Below are 19,282 nucleotides of genomic sequence, written 5' to 3' on the forward strand. Positions count from 1 at the left end.
TGATCGAAAAATGGTTGCACGTCAATCAAACAAAAGCTTAGCAGTATTGTTGTAAACTTAAATAACCTATGTTGAACATTAAATATCAAAGCTATGGACAAGTTAGAATGGCAAGGAAAATGGAACGAAATCAAAGGAAAAGTTAAACAGGCATATGCTGATCTAACCGATGATGACCTTAAACACGAAGAGGGTAAAGACGATGAACTGTTGGGTAAGCTACAACAGAAAACAGGAAAAGGAAGAGAAGAACTGGTGAAGTGGATCAATTCGCTCTAACGTATATTTAAACAGAAAAATGGAAGCGGTTACTGTAAAAGGTAATCGCTTTTTTTATTGGATGACATTGTTATCCATCAGCAACAGGTATTAAAAGCTAAGCGGTGGCTGTTAAGCGTGTTAGCCTCATTGTAAATTATGAGTTAGATTATGAGTGCTATATGTATTAATCAATATTTATGGTTAGATTTAGAATCTCCTTCTAATGAACAGCCCTCATAAACCTAAGTAGTAGCACCAAAATGATGAAAAAAGCATTTGTCTTTTTATCCTTGATCTGTTGTTTAGCTTACCTGATGCCTTTGTATGCCGACGACCAAAAACCCGGCGTTTCATTTTATTACAGGCAACTCGACAATAGAAATGGCTTGTCTAACAGCGCCATCAATGCCCTGCTGCAAGATAAGGACGAACTGCTTTGGATCGGAACATGGGATGGGCTGAACCGTTATGATGGCGCACATTTTAGTGTATATAACCACAATATAGACAAGGTTGAAAACAGCATTGGTAGTAATGTGATCCAAACCATCAGCGAAGATCAATTGGGCAATATCTGGATCAACACCATCGGTGGGATTTCGAGATACCAGAAAACTACAGGTAAGTTCTACCGTTATTTTTATAAAAATACAACCGCAAAAAAAGTTACGGAAAACGAATATAAACTAGCCATCAATGCACAAGGCGAAGTCTTTTGTTATGCTGCAGATGGTGTATTGAGCAAGTACGACCCTGCAGCTGATAAATTTGTAAGCTATCAAAAATTTACAGGAAACCAGGCCATTGTAAAGATGCAGTTCCTGAACCAACAGCTGTGGTACCTCACCAAAGATGAAAAGCTATGGCTAGCTGAAACCACAACAAAAGGATTGCAGACCGTTAAATCCTTTCAATTGAAAGATGGGGTCAACAATTTCTTTGCGGTTAACAATCAGGTCATCTTCAGCTCAAATTCAGATGACCAATATCTAATCGGAACTGATCTAAAAATGGTCCAACTCGACATGGGCAAAAGAAAGCTCAGGTCAATTGCCTATTACCAATCCAATTACATTGTAGCTTGGGAAAACCAAGGTATTGGGGTGTTTGATGCCAAATTTAAACCTACTTCTTTTTTAAATGAAGAAACCAAAAGGTTGGCCAATTCTAAAGTAACTACCTTAAATGTAAGCAAAGATAGGGTACTGTGGATCGGTACCGATGGTAATGGATTGATCCAGGTCTATCCAAAAGACAATTATTTTGGCCTAATGACCAAGATGGGCGGAAGTAACATCGATAAACCCATTAGGGCATTTGCCGAAGACCAAGGCAACTTATGGGTAGGTACAAAAGGCAATGGGGTATTGATCTTCAACAACTTTTGGCAGGGTGGTGCAGCAAACACAAAACCCCAAAGGATTGATATGAGTACTGGTTTAGAAAACAATTCAGTTTTTGCCATTAAAAAAGGGATAGATGGATTGACCTATATCGGTACCGATGGTAAAGGGATTGCGGTATACGACCAAAAAAGCAAAAGAACAATCAGTTGGAAAAACATTTTAGGTACGGATAAATTGCCAGATTTTAGGTCGGTGTATGCCATTAGCCAAGATCGCGATAGTGCCATCTGGTTAGGGACCAGTGGTTATGGTCTTATCCATTTAAAACTTAACCGAAATAGCAACCAATCTTTATCTGTCAAGAGCTTTAAGCAATATTATTCTTCGGCAACGGAGCAGAATGGCCCAGCAAACGACATCATTTATGCCTTGGTCAAAGGCAAGGACAACCGTTTATGGATTGCCTGTAGGTACGGGGGCTTAAGTGTACTTGATCCTAAAACCCATACTTTTAAAACGTTTAAGGCCTTTGGTTATAAAGGCAGTCTGTCGCATAGCGATGTCTTATCTCTATTTTACGATAGTAAAAACTGCCTTTGGATTGGGACAAGCTATGGGCTGAACTACCTGTCGCCCGCCGAATCTTTAAAAGACAAACCTACCTTTGGAAAGATCACCATGGATAAAGGCGGTCTGCCCAATAATACCATCCATGCCATACAAGAAGATGGAGAAGGCAACATCTGGCTCAGTACCAATAAAGGTTTGGCCAAACTTAACCCCAGCAACAACAGCATTGCCAATTATCAGGAAAGTGATGGGCTACAGAGCAACGAATTTAGCGATGGGGCAGTGTTCAAGGCCGCCAATAATTACCTCTTGTTTGGTGGTATTTATGGCTTTAACTATTTTATGCCAAAAGACATTACCGAAAATACAAGGCAGCCTAACCTATTGATTTCCGACCTGCAATTGGGGGGTAAGGAATTTGAGAACAACCAATACCTGATCATCAAGGCCAAACAACATACCTTTTCTGGTTTTGAGTTGGAAAGGAAAAGCAATTTCTTCCAGTTTTCGCTCAATGCGCTCAACTATTTCAATGCGTCTAAAAATGAGTTCGCCTATAAACTGAAAGGCTTGGACCAGACCTGGCGTTATACAGGTACCGATGGTAAAATTGCTTATTATAATATTCCACCAGGTAATTACGAGCTTTTGGTACGTTGGAGCAATGGAGAGGGGGTTTGGACCAAAGATGTAGTGGCTTTGTCGCTACATGTAAAGCAGTATTTTTGGTTAACCTATCCTGCTTATTTTGTCTATTTGATCTTGCTTGTCATTTCTGGCTATGCCTTTCATGTGTACAGGAAAAACAAATTGGAGATGAGCTTTAAGTTGGAGCGCGAATCTTTATTTAGACAGAAAGACGAAGAGGCCCATCGACAAAGGATCAACTTCTTTACCAATATCGCACACGAGATCCAGACACCACTTACGCTGATCCTAGGTTCTGTAGAGCATTTTATGCAACAACAGCATATACTGCAAAAGCCAATGGACAAAAGTTATTTTCTTTCCTTGATGCACCAACACACCGCGAGATTGACCTATCTGGTGCAACAGCTGTTGGAGTTTAGAAAAGCGGAGGCTGGTTACCTTAAAAGGAACGACGATTATCTGGACATCACCAAAATGCTCTATAGCCTTACCCAATTGTTTATTCCGGCAGCCGAGCGAAATGAGCAGCATTTTACCAGAAACATCCAGTCAGAGATTACAGGTTTTATTGATAAAGATAAGTACGAAAAAATCTTGTTTAACCTACTATCTAATGCTTTTAAACATACTGGGGCAGGAGCCGATATTGTATTTACGGTCAACTACGATGCCCATTCGCAACAGTTGGAAACCGTTGTGGCCAATTCCGGTTGTACCTTAAAAGAGGCTGACCTAGAGAACATCTTTACAGAGTTCCATATCGAAGGCAAGAACAAGTTCGAAAAGTTTAGTACAGGGATTGGTCTGGCATTTACCAAAGGATTGATCGAAGTTTTGGAGGGTACCATCGATGTTGCACTGAATGGAGAGTGGATCTATTTTACGGTGAGGTTCGACCTCAAAACAAATATCAGCTACCAAAAAGATGAAGTAGTGGCCTCGGCCCCATCTTACCTGTTCGAGTCGATCTTAAAACCTTATCAGGATTTTGTGATTGAAAATATCGAAGAAAGCAATAAACACGCCTTGATCGACGACTTACAAGACAAAGCAGAATACAGCATCCTGATCGTAGAAGATGATGTGGCCCTGCGGTTCTTGCTAAAGAACATCTTAAAAGACCAATACAATGTGTACGAAGCCGAGAATGGCCTAACCGCTATCAACTTTCTGAAAAACAATACCCCAGATATCATCATCAGTGATGTAATGATGCCCGATATGGATGGACTGGAGTTCTGTAAGTATGTGAAAACAGCCCCTGCCACTAGCCATATTCCTTTTATTATGTTGAGTGCAAGAGATGGTGAAGAACATAAAACAGAAGGTTACGAGACTGGGGCCGATGCCTATATCCCTAAACCTTTCCACATCAATTACCTACAGGTACGGGTAAGGAAGCTGTTGGACTACCGCAACCGGATGAACAACCTGATCAAAGATGGGAACATCAATAACCAGTTTATAGATGCCGATCTGGAGCAGGGCGATAAGGAGTTTTTAAATGCCTTGGTGAAAGCGGTGGAAGAGAACCTGTCTGAACCAGATCTGGATGCGGCAAAATTAGAACAGGCCTTGTCCATTAGTAAGATGCAGTTGTACCGCAAGCTTAAGGCCATTGCCGGAATGACACCTTCTGAATTTATCAAGCGAATCCGTTTAAAACACGCAGCCGTCTTGCTCCAAAATTCGAAACTCACCGTGTCCGAAATTTTCTACCTCACAGGCTTTAACAACAAATCCTATTTCTTTAGGGAGTTTAAAAAGATCTATCATTTGGCACCTAACGATTACAGGTTGAAACAACATACCGGTATTGCCTCTACAAATGTATAATGATTGAAAAAGGCTTATTTAGGTATGTTTTGCAACAATAGTGAACTAAAATGTTATTATAGTGTACTACTGTAGCAGGTATGCTCCTCTATATTTGTCTTAATCAAATATAAATCAGATGAAAAAAAACAAACGTATTTATGCAGCGTTGGTTTTGTTGTTACTCGTTATAACCGGCTTTTCTGGTTATGCGCAAACAAAACTGACTGGTAAGGTTACAGACGAAACCAATCTGCCTTTGCCAGGTGTTGTAGTAGCACAGACCGGCACCTCAAATAAAACCACCACAGATGCCAATGGGGTATATAACCTTATCCTGCAAAGTGGCACACAAAGCCTAACCTTTAGTTACATCGGCTATACCAGCGTAACCATTAGTTACACAGGTGCCAACATAGATGTTGCCTTGAAGTCTAGTTCGCAGGCCTTAAATGAGGTAGTGGTAACAGGTTATACCTCGCAAAAGAAAAATTCGATCACAGGTTCGATCGCCACCGTAAACATGAACGATTTGAGCAAAACGAGAATTGTTGATGTAGCGCAAGCCTTACAAGGACAGGTAGCAGGTGTATTTGTTGCGGCAAATACAGGAGCCCCAGGCGATGGGATCAAGTTAAGGATCAGAGGCGAAGGTACATTGGGCAACAATGACGTACTCTATGTGATAGACGGTGTACCCACAAGAGATATCTCTTTCCTTAACCAAGCCGATGTAAAATCGATGACGGTTTTAAAGGATGCTGCAGCGGGTGCCATTTATGGTTCTAGGGCGGCAAGTGGGGTAGTGGTAATTACCACCAATAGCGGTCAGGTAGGTAAAGCCAATGTCAACATCGAATATTTTTCGGGTTTCCACCAAGCTACCAATCTGCCTAAAATGCTCAATGCCGACCAATACCTTACCGTAAAGGATATGGCATGGCACAATACTTTAGGCAACTCGGCTACTGCAATTAGTCCGTACCAAGCTGCCAGAAGCAGAACAGATTTGGCCAATACCGATTGGTTGGACGAATTGTTTGAAACAGGCCATTCTAAAAACCTTCAACTTTCTACCAGTGGAGACTACTAAAGATGTACAATACCTGATTTCGTCTGGTTACTACAAACAAGATGGTATCGTAGTAGAAAACCATGATGTGTACGAAAGATTTAACTTTAGGGCCAATGTAAACGCCAATGTAAGTGAGCGTTTTAAAGTGGGTACAAATCTTCAGTTGAGCTATGCCAAACAAGACAAACTTTCTTCGAGTGGTGATGTACCGGGAGTAATCCGCCATGCTTTATTGAGACCACCAGTTTTGGGCGTATTCAAAAATGTAAACGACCCAACCTATTCGGTCAACAATCCGTATACGGACTTGCCATTTTATACAGGCAACAACAATGGTTGGGACAAAAATTTCGAGTTCAGTTCTAACCCGATTGCCATTGTACATTTTACCAACGACAAGAGAAACACCTTCCAAACATTTGGAAATCTGTATGGAGAATATTCATTTTTGTCAGACAATTCATTGAAATTCAGGTCTAACGTAGGTGTAGATATCAGTTTCTCGCACAACAAGAACTTTGCACAGAACTTTGGCGATGACAACGACAATAACCCCGACGAGCTTTATCCAGGAATGGGCAGAAACAACAAGCCCAACAACCTAGACGAGAACAGGGGCCAGGTAATGAGCTTTACTTTTAGCAATACCTTAAACTACCTTAAAACCTTTAACCAAAAACACAATGTAAACCTATTGTTGGGTACCGAGACGATTTCTAGCAAATCTGCAGCAATTGGGGGTAGCAGACAGAATTTCAACAATTCAACTCCAGCTTTCCAATACCTTGATTATGGCAATACAGCCAACCTATACAATTCGGGTTCGGCCAGCAGTTTCAATTTGGTGTCTTTCTTTGCCAACGGAACCTACGATTTCAATGGTAAATATTTCGTAACTGGTACTTTAAGGGCCGATGCTTCTTCACGTTTCGGACCAAATAACAAATGGGGCTTCTTTCCTTCGGTATCAGGAGGTTGGTTGGTATCTAACGAGAACTTCATGAAGGATGTAGACTGGTTGAGCAGCTTGAGATTAAGAGCAAGTTGGGGCCAGGCTGGAAATCAAGAGATTCCGAACAATGCCTACGAAACCTTGGTATCACAAAGTGGTGGGGTAGTGAACATTGTTAGATATGGTAATCCAGATATCAAATGGGAAACCGTTACACAGACCAATTTTGGGATAGACATGGGCATCCTAAAAAACAAGCTCTCTTTCTCAGCAGAATACTTTGTTAAAAAAACAGACGATATTCTATTGACCGTAGGCTTGCCAGCAGTGGCAGTAGGTGTAATTGAAAGAACATTTGTAAATGCTGGCGAAGTGAGCAACAAAGGTTTTGAGTTTGCCCTGAACCTTCAGAACAACGACCATCAGTTTAAATATAACATCAATGCCAATGTGGCTACCCTAACCAACAGGGTAAATAAATTGCAAGAGTTTGTAAAGAATATTTCTGATGATTATACCCATACCAAAACAGAAGTTGGCCAGCCGATCAGCTCTTATTATGGCTTGGTATTCGATGGTATCTATCAAAATGCAGCAGAAGTAAATAGTCATTTGTTCTCTAATCCCAATGGTACTTTACCCGGCGATATCAGGTTCAAAGACTTAAATGGTGACGGACAGATCAATGCAGACGATAGAACATTTATCGGTAATCCCGTTCCAAAATTGACTTATGGATTGGCTTTTTCATCATCCTATAAAAATTTCGATTTCTCTTTCTTGGTACAAGGTGTACAGGGCGTAGATCGATACAATGACCTGAAACAGATCATCAATTTCGACAGTCGTCCGTTTAACTCGATGACCTCTGTGTTGAACAGCTGGCATGGAGAAGGTACCAGCAACACCCTACCACGCGTTACATTTAACAACAACGGCGGTGGCAATGTTTCTAGTGTCTTTGTAGAAGATGCGTCTTATGTAAGGTTAAAGAACATCGAATTGGGTTATACCTTCAAAGTTCAAAAGATCGGCTTTAAAAACGTTCGTGTGTATGCTTCCGGACAAAACCTATTTACCATTACAGATTATACCGGCTTAGACCCAGAGTCTACGTCATTGATTGATAAAGGAACTTATCCGCAATCAAAAGCATTTATTGTTGGATTAAAACTTACTTTATAAACAACCATTAATAGAATAACATTATGAAAAAATTATCAATAATGGCGCTGATGCTTGTGTTTTTAGCATTGGCTGGTTGCGAAAAACAACTTACTACAGAGGCTGTTGGCCTAACCACCCTCGAGCAGGTGAATACTACGCCGAACTTGAGTACGGTAGAAAATTCTGTCAATTCTTCTTATCAATTATTGTCTAACCGCCTTAATATTCTGGCGCAATGGGATTGGGGAGGAGGATTGGTATTCCAGAATGACCTTGTGCTGCAAGATATCGCTTCAGACGATGCAGAGAAAAAATGGAGCCCTGATGGCGACCAACCATGGATGGACGATATCAACAACTTTACTTTTACCTCTACCAATGGTGGCCCAAATGGTTTATGGAAATACGATTATGAGGGCATCAAAAGATTGAATATTGCCATCGAATTATTGACCAAATCGGATATTGAAGCCATTACAGGCATCACCCCTGCAAGGAAAAACCAGTTATTGGGCGAAGCCTATTTCTTAAGGTCTTATTATTATTTTTCGTTGGTCACCAACTTTGGTGATGTGCCTTTGATCTTAAAACCCGTAAAAACCTATCAAGAAGCATTTGATGTTGCCGTTAGGGCAAGTAAGGCTACGGTTTTCGATAAGATCAAAGCGGTCCTGGCAACGGCAAAAACCTTAATGCCAAATTCGAAATTCAGCTCTACCACAGAAAAATGGAGAGTATCTAAAGGTGCAGTAATTGCCCTACAAGCCAAAGCTGCTTTGTATACGCAAAAATGGGACGATGTGATTACTTTGGTTACTGAACTACAGAACTTGAATTTTTATAGCCTAAATGCCAATTACTTTGACAGCTTCAACTCTGAGTTTACAGACAATGAAGTGATTTTTGCCTACGATCATCAGAGTAATACCAATCCTAGAAATGGAAACGGAATCTGTGCACCATTGGGCTGGGGCTTTTTTGCACCAAGTACAGATTTCTTGAATGCTTTTGAACCCAACGATCCAAGAAAATTATTGACGGTTGACGTAACCAATCAGAACCTGAATAAGATCTTAGGTAGTTTAAATGGTGCAAATAAAGGCAATGACGATGCACCAAACAACAAAATCTATATCAGATTTGCTGATGTTTTGTTATGGAAAGCTGAAGCCTATATCGAAAAAGGAACTTACCCAGAAGCGATTTCGATCATCAACCTGATCAGGGCAAGAGCCAGAACTTCGGCCACTGCCGATGGTTCTGTAGTCCCAGCTGGTACCTTACCAGATCGTCCGGCCTCAACCGATAAAGCCACCGTAAAAAATTGGCTGATTGCGGAGAGAAGAGTAGAATTGGGTTTCGAATCGCAGAGAATGTTGGATCTGAAAAGATGGGGTATTGCCAAAGCTGTGTTAACGGCAAAAGGTAAAAACTTCCAAGACAAGCATAACCTGTATCCATTGCCTCAGGGAGAGATAGATGCATCTGCCGGAACCTTGACACAAAATCCAGGATATTAAATTTTGGTAACCAGGTCAACTGGTCTGGTTACCTCTTTTTCCATTTGTAAATTGAGCCACATTTTTTGTGGTCGTGCAATCCTATTCTATAATATATGACTACAGCTATCGCAGAACGTTTTGTTCAGAACCCCATATTGGCACCAAAAGACCTACAGCCGAGTAGGGCAGGTTTAGAAATTGCCTGCCTATTAAACCCAGGGGTATTTACCTTTCAAAATAAAACCTGGTTGTTGATCAGGGTGGCCGAACGCCCACAGCAAAAACCTGGGGTAATTTCTTTTCCGGTACTTAAGGAGGGGGGGATTGAGATGATCGAGATTCAAGAGAATCATCCGATCTAATTGCCACAGATCCAAGAGTAATCAATTATAAAGGGGCCGATTACCTGACTACACTTTCGCACCTGCGTTTGGTCTGTAGCGATGATGGTATCCATTTTCATCAGCCAGAGGGCTACCCATTGTTACAAGGAGAAGGAGAGGATGAAGCCTTTGGAATAGAAGACTGCAGGGTGGTGCTGATCGAAGGGACTTATCATTTAACTTTTACGGCAGTATCTGGACATGGGGTGGGTGTAGGTATGCGGACCACAAAAGATTGGAAGACCTTTGAAAAACAAGGAATGATGATCCCGCCGCACAATAAAGATTGTGCCATATTCGAAGAACGCATCAATGGTAAATATTATGCCCTGCATAGGCCAAGTAGTGTAAGTCTGGGCGGTAATTACATTTGGTTGGCCGAATCGCCAGATGGCATCCATTGGGGCAACCATAAATGTTTGATCAAAACCCGCAAAAACAAATGGGACAGCAAACGCGTAGGCGCCGGAGCAGCACCGATCAAAACGGCAGAGGGCTGGTTAGAGATATACCATGGTGCAAATGCAGACCATCAATATTGTTTAGGTGCTTTTTTAATGGACCTGAACGACCCCTCAAAAGTAATCGCACAAACCGATGAACCTATTATGCAACCAGAAGCAGATTACGAATTAAGTGGATTTTTTGGCCATGTAGTTTTTACCAATGGACATCTGGTTAACGGCGATGAACTTACCATCTATTACGGTGCAGCCGATGAGTTTGTATGTGCCGCCAAATTTTCAATCCAGCATATTTTAGCTCATTTAAAATATAACCATGCTACATAAACTTAAAACAGAAATAGCCCATTTTAAAAGTCAGTCGTATAACTTTAGGGTGTTAACATTAACCAATCTAATTTATAGCATTGTACTACCCGTTATAGATATTTTTGTAGCAGCCTATGTCATGCGCAGCTCAAATGATCCTGTAAAAGTGGTGGTCTATCAATTGACCATTTATACAGGTATACCGATTACCTTTTTCATCAATGGCTACCTCTTGCGTACCTTCTCCATCAAAACACTATATTCATTAGGGATGATGTTAAGTGGTGTTTCGATGATGATCATGATGTCGCTAACCACACTAGATACCATGGGTATTGGTATTGCTGGTCTGATCATGGGCATGTCTTTTGGCTTTTATTGGGCAAACCGCGATTTTTTGGCCTTGGCCATTACCAATGACGAAAACAGAAACTATTATTATGGATTAGAAACCTTTTTTTATACCATCATTGCCGTTGTTATTCCCTTTTTGATCGGATGGTTCATCGAGCTTTCTTCAAAAACTGGCGATGTAAACATGGCTTATAAAGTAGTAACAGGTTTGGTTATTGTCATTACCATTTTGGCGTCGGTCATGTGTTTCAGGGGTAATTTTACCAATCCTACAGAGAAAAAGTTTGTCTATTTCAAATTCGATCCTTATTGGTACAAACTGTTAAGATTAGCCACTTTAAAAGGCTTGGTACAAGGCTTTTTGGTTACTGCACCAGCCATGTTGATCATGTTGTTGGTAGGCAAAGAGGGAGCCTTAGGTACTGCACAATCTGTAGGTGCCATTATTGCTGCGGTAGTGATGTATATCATTGGGCGTAACACTACCCCAAAACACCGTTTATATGTTTTTGGTACAGGTTTGGTGCTTTTCGCCATCGCGGCCGTAATCAATGGCGTATTGTACAACAGTACTGGCGTGATCTTGTTTATGCTGTTCTTGTTGTTGGCCAAACCATTGTTGGATCTGGCTTATTTCCCGATCCAATTCAGTGTAATAGACATCCTGACCAAAAAAGAGAAGAGAAGTGAGTTTGCCTATATCTTAAATCACGAGGCAGGTTTGTATATTGGACGTTTAACTGGTGCAGGAACCTTTTTGGTATTGGCCTATTGTTTCTCGGTAGAGATCGCTTTGCGCTATGCCATCATTATTGTAGCCATTTTACAATTGGCTTCATATTGGGTAGCCAAAGACATTATCAAACAAGGGAAAATAGAAAATATAGACGATGCCCCAATTTTAAATAACGAAGAACCGGTTATTGGTTTACCACTTACAGATTAGATAAAGGCCTCAGCGAATTAAATAAATTAAACAGATGAAACATAGATTTAGCACCTTCCTCTTACTTTTTTTTGCACTTTCTTTTGGTGTTGCACAAGCACAGGTTAAGCAGCTCAACCTCAGCCGGGTAGACGAAATGGCCGACTTGCCACAGCCACTCCAGATCATTGATTGGAAACAACTGAGCAAACAGTTTGACAAGACCATTTATGATTTTAAGGCCAAGGGCGAATATTGGCCTATGGTATGGATGGAAAACAACAACAATAACTTTAAACAACCTGTAATGGGTATGTATACAGCGGTTGGCGATGTAAGGCAGGGTCTGCAACACAACAAGGGGATGTTCCACGAAGCTTTGGCCAATATGGGTGCGGTGTTGGGTGCCAGTTTAGTAGGGATAGACAAGAGCAACCAAAATGGAATGGACTTTACAGCCATGCTGAAGAACTATTTTAACAGAGATACCAAATGGAACATCATGATGAACAATACTGCACCAGAAGTAGCTTTATTGGGTGGTGGTTATGGAAGGGATTGGTGGTATGATGTTTATCCAAATGTGTTGTTTTATGCAATCTATGAGAAATATCCAAAACAGAAAGATTTCGATTGGATCGCCAAGAGCATCGCCGAAAAATTCTATAAGGCAGATTCGATCCTAAATGGCAACTACAATTATTCTTACTTTGACTATGGGCAAATGAAACCGATGAAAAACCAGATCTGCATGCAACAAGATGCTGCGGCTGGTCATGCCTGGGTTTTATATGCAGCCTATAAAAAGTTTGGCGACAAGCGCTATTTAAAAGGGGCCATCAGCGCCATGAATGCCTTAGAAAGCAATACCATAAACCCAACCTACGAATTGCTGATGCCATTTGGTGCTTACCTTGCAGCAAGAATGAATGTAGAAGAGGGAACCAATTTTGATGTACACAAACTGTTGGGCTGGACATTTGACGGAACTGCAGTTTGCAGAGAGGGTTGGGGCGTATTAACTGGCAAATGGAATGGCTATGATATTTCTGGAATTGTTGGCAGTACGGTAGACCACGAAGGCTATGGTTTTTTAATGAATACTTTTGACATGGCCTGGCCTATGGTACCTATGGTAAGGTATCAACCAGCCTATGCAAATGCCATTGGCAAATGGATGTTGAATGCAGTGAATGCCTCAAGGTTGTTCTACCCACAATATATGCCGAAAGAACACCAGACCATTCCCCAGTTTGCTGCGGTTACCAAAGGAGTAATCGCCTACGAAGGGATTGCCAAAAGCTCAACATTTGATACCTTGTACAAAGACCTAAAAGCACCTGTTGCCCAAGGCGATGGACCAAAATGGGTGCCAGGTAAAAACCCCGCGGTTAGTCAGTTTAGTGTATATGGCAGTGGTCATGTTGGGATTTTCGGTAGCATTGTAGAAAAAACAAATATCGAGGGAATCTTAAAGCTAGATGTACTGGCTACAGACTTTTATAGAAACAAAGCCTATCCAACCTACCTGCTCTATAACCCTTACCCCGCAAGTAAAGTAGTGGGTTATAAGGTTAAAAGTAAAAAAGCCGTTGACCTTTACGATGCCGTATCGCAAAAGTTCATTGCTAGAAACGTAATTGCAACAAAGAACATCACCATAGCTAAAAATGCATCCGTGTTGATGATCGAAACTACAGCTGGTAGTAAACTGGTCAAAGGGAAAAATGGATTGTCTGCGAATGGAATTATGATAGATTACAATCAGGTAAAATAATGTTACTTGCTATATTTTGGTTAGATGCATCGCTTAGGCGGTGCATTTTTTGTTAGGGTCAATCTTGATCAGTACATCCTATAGCTATTGTAGGTTACAATACTTCATTGTAGGGTTATAAAGGCTTAATGCAATCTTTGCGTAGGAATATAGCAAGGAAGAAATATAAGATGATATACCGGAAATAATATTTCATATGTCCCTAAAGCTTTCGAAGTTTATAAACAATGGGTATCAAAAGCACTGCCACATTTAGAGAAATACCAGGCCTGCGCTCCAGATGATGAAACATTGACCTATATCATCAACCTCTATAAAAGCATAAAGGATACTGATGTTTTGGTTAAACTCGATGCCAGATTGAAAACACTGGGCGCAAAATGTGTAGATCTGTTAGACGACAAATAAGATTTGTGAAAAAACGTTAAAATTAATAACATACCCATCCAACCACCTCGCTTTTTAGTAATTTGGGACACAATTTTTAATCTAATGAAAAAACGACTCCTCCTATTCAGCCTTGTTCTCACAGGGTTATTTGGCCTATCAGCTTTTACCCTTAGGGACGATCCCTTTACGGCACTGCTGAAAAAGCTCGAAGAATTTGCAAAGAAATACCCACAAGAGAAGGTACATCTACATCTGGATAGACCTTATTATGCCGTTGGCGATGATATCTGGTTCAAAGCTTATGTAGTAGATAGCCGGACCAATATGCCAAGCACAATTAGCAACATCCTTTATGTAGAATTGATCAGCGAGCAGAATATAGTGGTACGACAGGCCGTACTACCAATGCACGAAGGGATTTCGTGGGGCGACTTCAAATTGGCCGACGGCCTTGCCGAGGGCAATTATCGGATCCGTGCTTACACGCAATGGATGAGGAATGCTGGTCCCGATTTCTTTTTCGATAAAACCATTAAGATCGTGAATACGGCCCCTGATCGGGTGGTTACAAAGACTACTTATCAAAGCGGACAAGAAGCCCAAAACATCATTAATTTCGCCGACCAGTCTGGTAAACCCTTTACAGGCAATACGGTCAATTACCAAGTGGTGTTGGAAAACGGGATCAGTACCAATGCAAAGGCCACTACAGATGCCAATGGAAATATTAGCATACCGATTGTGCCGGGCAAAACGGATGTAGCCAAAATGGCTAAGGTAATTGCCACCCTCACCTTAGCCAACAAACAAAAAGTAACCAAGGTGATATCGATCAGAACATCGCCAGCGAGCGTTGATGTACAATTTTTGCCCGAAGGCGGTAGTTTGGTACAAGACCTGCCTAACCGGATTGGAATCAAGGCGGTGAATGCTGAGGGACGTGGCGAAGATGTGAGCGGAACGATCATAGATGGTGATGGTACTGAGATCACTACTTTCAAAACGACCTATCTGGGTATGGGCAGTTTTTCGCTGAACCCGATGTTGGGCAAAACCTACAAAGCGAAGGTGCAGTTCAAAAACGGAACGAACAGATTGATAGACCTACCAGCTGCCACAGCCAGTGGTTATATCTTGAACATCAACAATACAGACAGTGCCAAGATGTTGGTAAAGGTGATGAGGAGCGAAGGATTGGTGGCCAAAGGCGAATTGCGTTTGATTGCCCAACAGAACGGTAATGTTTGTTTGGAAACAAAAGTGGCAGCAAAGATCCTGGTTAACCTAAGCGTACCAAAACAGACCCTACCTTCGGGTGTGGTAACCTTTACCCTGTTTACGGCTGATGGTGTTCCGGTTGCGGAGCGCATTGCCTTTATACAAAATCCTGCTACCCAACTTAGGGTCGAGGCACCAGGTCTTAAGCCAAGCTATGCCAAGCGTGCAGATATGAACCTTGGCCTATCTGTAGCCGGAATGGATACCAAAGGTAGTTTTTCGGTGGCAGTAACCAACGAATCGATCATTACCCCTGATCTGGACAACGAAAGTAATATCCTAACAAGCTTATTGCTCTCTTCAGAGCTGAAAGGCTATATCGAAAAGCCAAATCATTATTTTCTAGATAATAGTGCAAAAACCCGTGCCGAGCTGGAAAACCTGATGTTAACGCAAGGTTGGCGGAAAATAGACTGGGCCGCATTAGCGAAAGACCAGTTGCCAACCATTCCTTTTCCAGCTGAAAAGAACCTAAAGATCAGTGGTATATTGACCGATAGAAAAGGGGTACCGACTGTAGATGGTAAGGTATCCATCTTCTCTTCTACCAATGGCCTGTTCTCTAATGCAGTGCAGACCGACGCACAGGGGAAATTTCTTTTTGATGAAATGGACTACAACGATAGTACGCGTTTTACCTTACAAGGCAGCAATGCGAAGAAACAAAAGAGCTTAAAGCTAAAATTGGACATTGTACCTGATCAGGTGGTAACAGCGAACCGTAATATTGGCGATTTTGAGACAGATATCAATGGTGCGTTGAAAGACTATATTGATAATGGCGAAAGCTATTTCGAAGACCTTGGTAAACGTGGCCTGCTCAGTCGTACGATCATGCTTAAACAAATAGAAGTAAAGTCGACCAGCACAAAGAAAAAGGTGCCTGAATATTCGGCCAATCTAAATGGTCCGGGTTCTGCAGATGCAGTGGTTACAGAAGACGAACTTTCTACTTCTGTAACCTTATCTCAGGCCTTGGCAAAGGTAATGGGTATTTATGTATCAAATGGCTCGGTCTATTCTATCCAGGCCAAGTTTGCCACAATGGGCAGCGCACAACCCATGAGCATCATTTTAGATGGATTGGCATTGAGTAGAGATTACAATATCGACCTGATCAATGCAGGTGATGTAGAATCAATAGAAGTATTGAGGTCAGCGAACAATCTGGTAATCTATGGCGTTTCTGGTGGTTCGGGTGTAATTATCATTACCACCAAAAGAGGCGTAAGGAAACGTGTTCCAGTAACGGTAAGTGAGATTGATTCGAAGATCACCTATACTCCAAAAGGTTATCAGGTAGCCAGACAGTTTTATGTGCCTAAACATGAGCCAGGAACAGAACAACAGCTAGATCTAAGACCGCTTGTTTATTGGAATCCAAGCCTAACCGCGGGAGCTGATGGAAAGTTGAACTTAAGCTTCAGCAATTCTGATCAGATTGGTACCTATAGAATAGTGGTAGAAGGTGTAGACGATAAAGGTAATTTGGCCAGACAAGTATTTAAATACCAAGTCAATTGACCCCTAACAATCAGCGGATACTTCTAAAAGAAGTGTCCGCTAAATCAATTAGCCTTTAGTTGCCTTTTACTTCAAAGAACTGATCAGCATATACCACTCCTTTGTTAGAAACACCCTGAACAACAACCCTAAACTTTCCTTTGATATCACTCGTGTAGAAACTGAGTGTGGCTTCTTTGCCTGTTTGGAGTAGGGTGGCATAGTTCCAATAGAGGGTTGAAAAGAAAGCCGGTTCTAATGGTTCTTTGTAATCATTTAGATAAAACTCTTTATGAAGGTGTATGCCATTGATAGGATAAAGAAATTGTTTTTCTTCAGGAGAAACAGTTGTACATCCTGCATAGAAAACAGATCTCCCACCGCTCGCATACGTTTTTCCCGCAATGGGTTGCGTATTTGAAGGATCACCAACATGGTTTGGACAGTTTAAGATATTGTAACGACAAACATAATCTCCACAAGCATTTGAGCCCTGCAAGCCTTGAGTAAAGTTGAAACTATTGTCTTTTTTATTCGTCACAACAATCTCTTTTAAACGGATAGTCTTTTCGTCTCCTTTGATGACCAGTTCCGAGTTGTTCAATAATGTAGAAGGAGAGATTGAGGCTTCAGTCAATAATTTTTTTGCCTCTTGTTCAGCTACTTTGAGATAAGGGTCGTTAATATTGATCTCATAAGCGAGCTTGTTTTTGTCATTGACAAACAAAAACATCTTTTTACCAGCATCAGCAATCAATTGTTCGTTTTGGATGTCAAAGCTCCCCTTGTTTGCCGTAGGATCAATTCAATTGAATTGCCTCCCATAGTGCCCACGGTCATTTCTTTTCCCAATTCTTTTTTGTTCCGGTTAACCTGCCCTTTGATTTTAAGGCTGTCCATATCCTGTGGTATAGCTTTGTCCGTAGCCGATTGTAGGTCTGGCCAAGTATATCTTCTCCACCCTTTTACCAATAAGATTTGCTCCATGTATTCTTTGTCGGCATAAGCATTACCTTTTACATTCAATGGTAAGGAACCCAGTTCTTGGTTGAGGTAAGTGTAACTTTCGATATCCGTTATCTTTTTGAGGGCCAATCTATTGTCTTGCACACAGGCTATAGAAACCACAGCTTGTTCCTCCATTTCGGTTAAATTGAGTTTTAACTCTACTTTTTCTCTTTGTTTGTAAACGGCTTGATCGGTGCTCAGCTTAATTTTTTGACTAGGGTTATAGTGTGCAAAAAACATCCTTTCGGCCAAGGGTCTATCCAAACTGTCGGTAATGGTTACGGTATTCAATCCTTTTGGTACCTCTGTAAGTGGTATTTTGATCACTCTTTTATTGTATTCCATGTCAAATGGAATGTAAAGAAAACTCTCTCTAAAATTATGTACACGAATGGTGATATTGCGGGTATTGTTACTGGACAAACTGATCCTTAAAGTATCTTGAGCAATTGCATTTGAAATGTCCATCACCAATCCTTTAACAATAGGTTTGGGTAGGATAAAGGTGCTATCGGCCAAACCAGAATGGACCAACTTTACGCTATATTGATGTGCTTGGTCAGCTACCAATTTAAATTTACCAATGCCATAACTGCTGGTTTCAATAGTGTCTATTATTTGATCATCTTTAAAAAGAAAAGCCTTTAAAGAGAGCGGTCTATCCTGTTCATCCTTTGCTTCCCAAGCGATTTTTGAGTAGAGCCCATTGATCATGTTGCCTCCTTCGGGATAGAATTTTACACTGGCCTTGGCTTTTGGTTGCGGTATTGGCATGTTAATGAAGGTACTGTCTTTTCCGTAGTTCAGTTTTACATAGATATTGGGGTCCTTCAGCTGCTTTTGCGGTGGAAGACTGATCAACAATTGACTAGAAGCATCAGTTTTTGAGGTTTGATACACATTGCCATATCGATAGCTTACTTTTGTGGGCTTCGGCAAGAACGACCCTTCTTTAGAAGTTACAGAAAGTAAAAGTTTGTTAGTGCCATTTTGGGCATTGGCCGATTCCATCAGCTTCATGTTGGCTTTAAATGAAGGATCGATATTGGTCTTAATGGTAATAGCTTGAAAAAATACAGCCTCTGGTTTGCCTTTAATGGTAATATCTGTATGGCCCAAAAGATGGTAATCGCCAGTTAACAAAGAATCGGGCAATAACATATTGCCAAAAGAAATCCCGTCTTGCATTAGAAATCGATCTTGGACAACCACCGAGCTATCAATGTCCCTGATCAGAGAAACTGATAAGATTTTATGCTTGTTGATGTCTTTGATGCCAGATTTGAGTAGATAGCCAGTAAACCAGATGGTTTCATTGTTGGCATATACATTCTTGTCAAAGTGTACAAACAGACTGCCAAAGGTTTTAGATTGTTTATACCATTCCATCTTTTCGGCCAAGGGGTCTTGTGCAAAAGTAGTAGCGGTATAAAATCCCAATAAAATACAAAAGAGAAACAAGCGCATCTGATAAAGTTAATAGATCAGTGTTCAAATCCAAATATGGATCACAGCTTGTTCCGTAATGTTGTTGATATGAAAACCGTTTCAA

At 41.1% G+C, this 19,282-nt stretch carries 12 protein-coding genes; 10 read left to right on the plus strand and 2 right to left on the minus strand.

Annotated features, from left to right (window positions below; genetic code table 11):
* The first annotated feature begins 93 nt into the window (after nucleotides 1-93).
* From ACFJIZ_RS21190 to ACFJIZ_RS21235, 10 genes are all read left to right on the plus strand, one after another.
* On the plus strand, nucleotides 94-279 hold the full coding sequence (locus tag ACFJIZ_RS21190; RefSeq protein WP_055132401.1) for a CsbD family protein: 186 nt from the start codon (nucleotides 94-96) through the stop codon (nucleotides 277-279).
* 245 nt (nucleotides 280-524) lie between these two features.
* A complete protein-coding gene (locus ACFJIZ_RS21195) occupies nucleotides 525-4,664 on the plus strand; it encodes a two-component regulator propeller domain-containing protein (protein ID WP_379088765.1) in 4,140 nt (1,379 codons plus the stop codon).
* 118 nt (nucleotides 4,665-4,782) lie between these two features.
* Complete coding sequence (locus ACFJIZ_RS21200; RefSeq protein ID WP_379088768.1) at nucleotides 4,783-5,736, plus strand: TonB-dependent receptor plug domain-containing protein; 954 nt, start codon at nucleotides 4,783-4,785, stop codon at nucleotides 5,734-5,736.
* The gene (locus ACFJIZ_RS21205) at nucleotides 5,723-7,855 is read left to right on the plus strand and encodes a SusC/RagA family TonB-linked outer membrane protein (RefSeq protein WP_379088771.1); all 2,133 of its coding nucleotides are present in this window, start codon (nucleotides 5,723-5,725) and stop codon (nucleotides 7,853-7,855) included. The genes ACFJIZ_RS21200 and ACFJIZ_RS21205 overlap by 14 nt, the downstream gene beginning before the upstream one ends.
* 23 nt (nucleotides 7,856-7,878) lie before the next feature.
* On the plus strand, nucleotides 7,879-9,357 hold the full coding sequence (locus ACFJIZ_RS21210; protein WP_379088774.1) for a RagB/SusD family nutrient uptake outer membrane protein: 1,479 nt from the start codon (nucleotides 7,879-7,881) through the stop codon (nucleotides 9,355-9,357).
* A 95-nt stretch (nucleotides 9,358-9,452) separates the two neighbouring features.
* Nucleotides 9,453-9,701 carry a hypothetical protein gene (locus ACFJIZ_RS21215; RefSeq protein WP_379088777.1) on the plus strand — a complete coding sequence of 83 codons (249 nt, stop codon included), beginning with the start codon at nucleotides 9,453-9,455 and terminating at the stop codon, nucleotides 9,699-9,701.
* Between the two features lie 68 nt (nucleotides 9,702-9,769).
* The gene (locus ACFJIZ_RS21220) at nucleotides 9,770-10,513 is read left to right on the plus strand and encodes a glycoside hydrolase family 130 protein (protein WP_379088779.1); all 744 of its coding nucleotides are present in this window, start codon (nucleotides 9,770-9,772) and stop codon (nucleotides 10,511-10,513) included.
* Complete coding sequence (locus ACFJIZ_RS21225; RefSeq protein ID WP_379088782.1) at nucleotides 10,503-11,795, plus strand: MFS transporter; 1,293 nt, start codon at nucleotides 10,503-10,505, stop codon at nucleotides 11,793-11,795. Before ACFJIZ_RS21220 ends, ACFJIZ_RS21225 begins: the two co-directional genes overlap by 11 nt.
* A gap of 34 nt (nucleotides 11,796-11,829) precedes the next feature.
* Nucleotides 11,830-13,551, plus strand: coding sequence for a hypothetical protein (locus ACFJIZ_RS21230; protein WP_379088785.1), 1,722 nt, complete (start codon nucleotides 11,830-11,832; stop codon nucleotides 13,549-13,551).
* A gap of 492 nt (nucleotides 13,552-14,043) precedes the next feature.
* Nucleotides 14,044-16,743 carry a TonB-dependent receptor plug domain-containing protein gene (locus ACFJIZ_RS21235; protein WP_379088788.1) on the plus strand — a complete coding sequence of 900 codons (2,700 nt, stop codon included), beginning with the start codon at nucleotides 14,044-14,046 and terminating at the stop codon, nucleotides 16,741-16,743.
* A 55-nt stretch (nucleotides 16,744-16,798) separates the two neighbouring features.
* Here ACFJIZ_RS21235 and ACFJIZ_RS21240 read toward each other — a convergent pair whose 3' ends face one another.
* The gene (locus tag ACFJIZ_RS21240) at nucleotides 16,799-17,455 is read right to left on the minus strand and encodes a hypothetical protein (RefSeq protein ID WP_379088791.1); all 657 of its coding nucleotides are present in this window, start codon (nucleotides 17,453-17,455) and stop codon (nucleotides 16,799-16,801) included.
* 20 nt (nucleotides 17,456-17,475) lie between these two features.
* Nucleotides 17,476-19,197: a hypothetical protein gene (locus tag ACFJIZ_RS21245; RefSeq protein WP_379088794.1), complete on the minus strand. Its 1,722-nt coding sequence runs from the start codon at nucleotides 19,195-19,197 to the stop codon at nucleotides 17,476-17,478.
* Nucleotides 19,198-19,282: the final 85 nt, after the last annotated feature.

The organism is Pedobacter sp. UC225_65 (assembly GCF_042698365.1).
In the GTDB taxonomy this organism is placed as follows: domain Bacteria; phylum Bacteroidota; class Bacteroidia; order Sphingobacteriales; family Sphingobacteriaceae; genus Pedobacter.

Bases quoted from the DNA above. Each gene is read 5' to 3' on its own strand.
- ACFJIZ_RS21225 (WP_379088782.1), top strand. From the start codon at position 10,503: ATGCTACATAAACTTAAAACAGAAATAGCCCATTTTAAAAGTCAGTCG.
- ACFJIZ_RS21240 (WP_379088791.1), bottom strand. From the start codon at position 17,455: ATGTTTTTGTTTGTCAATGACAAAAACAAGCTCGCTTATGAGATCAAT.
- ACFJIZ_RS21230 (WP_379088785.1), top strand. From the start codon at position 11,830: ATGAAACATAGATTTAGCACCTTCCTCTTACTTTTTTTTGCACTTTCT.
- ACFJIZ_RS21235 (WP_379088788.1), top strand. From the start codon at position 14,044: ATGAAAAAACGACTCCTCCTATTCAGCCTTGTTCTCACAGGGTTATTT.
- ACFJIZ_RS21195 (WP_379088765.1), top strand. From the start codon at position 525: ATGAAAAAAGCATTTGTCTTTTTATCCTTGATCTGTTGTTTAGCTTAC.
- ACFJIZ_RS21245 (WP_379088794.1), bottom strand. From the start codon at position 19,197: ATGCGCTTGTTTCTCTTTTGTATTTTATTGGGATTTTATACCGCTACT.
- ACFJIZ_RS21200 (WP_379088768.1), top strand. From the start codon at position 4,783: ATGAAAAAAAACAAACGTATTTATGCAGCGTTGGTTTTGTTGTTACTC.
- ACFJIZ_RS21210 (WP_379088774.1), top strand. From the start codon at position 7,879: ATGAAAAAATTATCAATAATGGCGCTGATGCTTGTGTTTTTAGCATTG.
- ACFJIZ_RS21190 (WP_055132401.1), top strand. From the start codon at position 94: ATGGACAAGTTAGAATGGCAAGGAAAATGGAACGAAATCAAAGGAAAA.
- ACFJIZ_RS21215 (WP_379088777.1), top strand. From the start codon at position 9,453: ATGACTACAGCTATCGCAGAACGTTTTGTTCAGAACCCCATATTGGCA.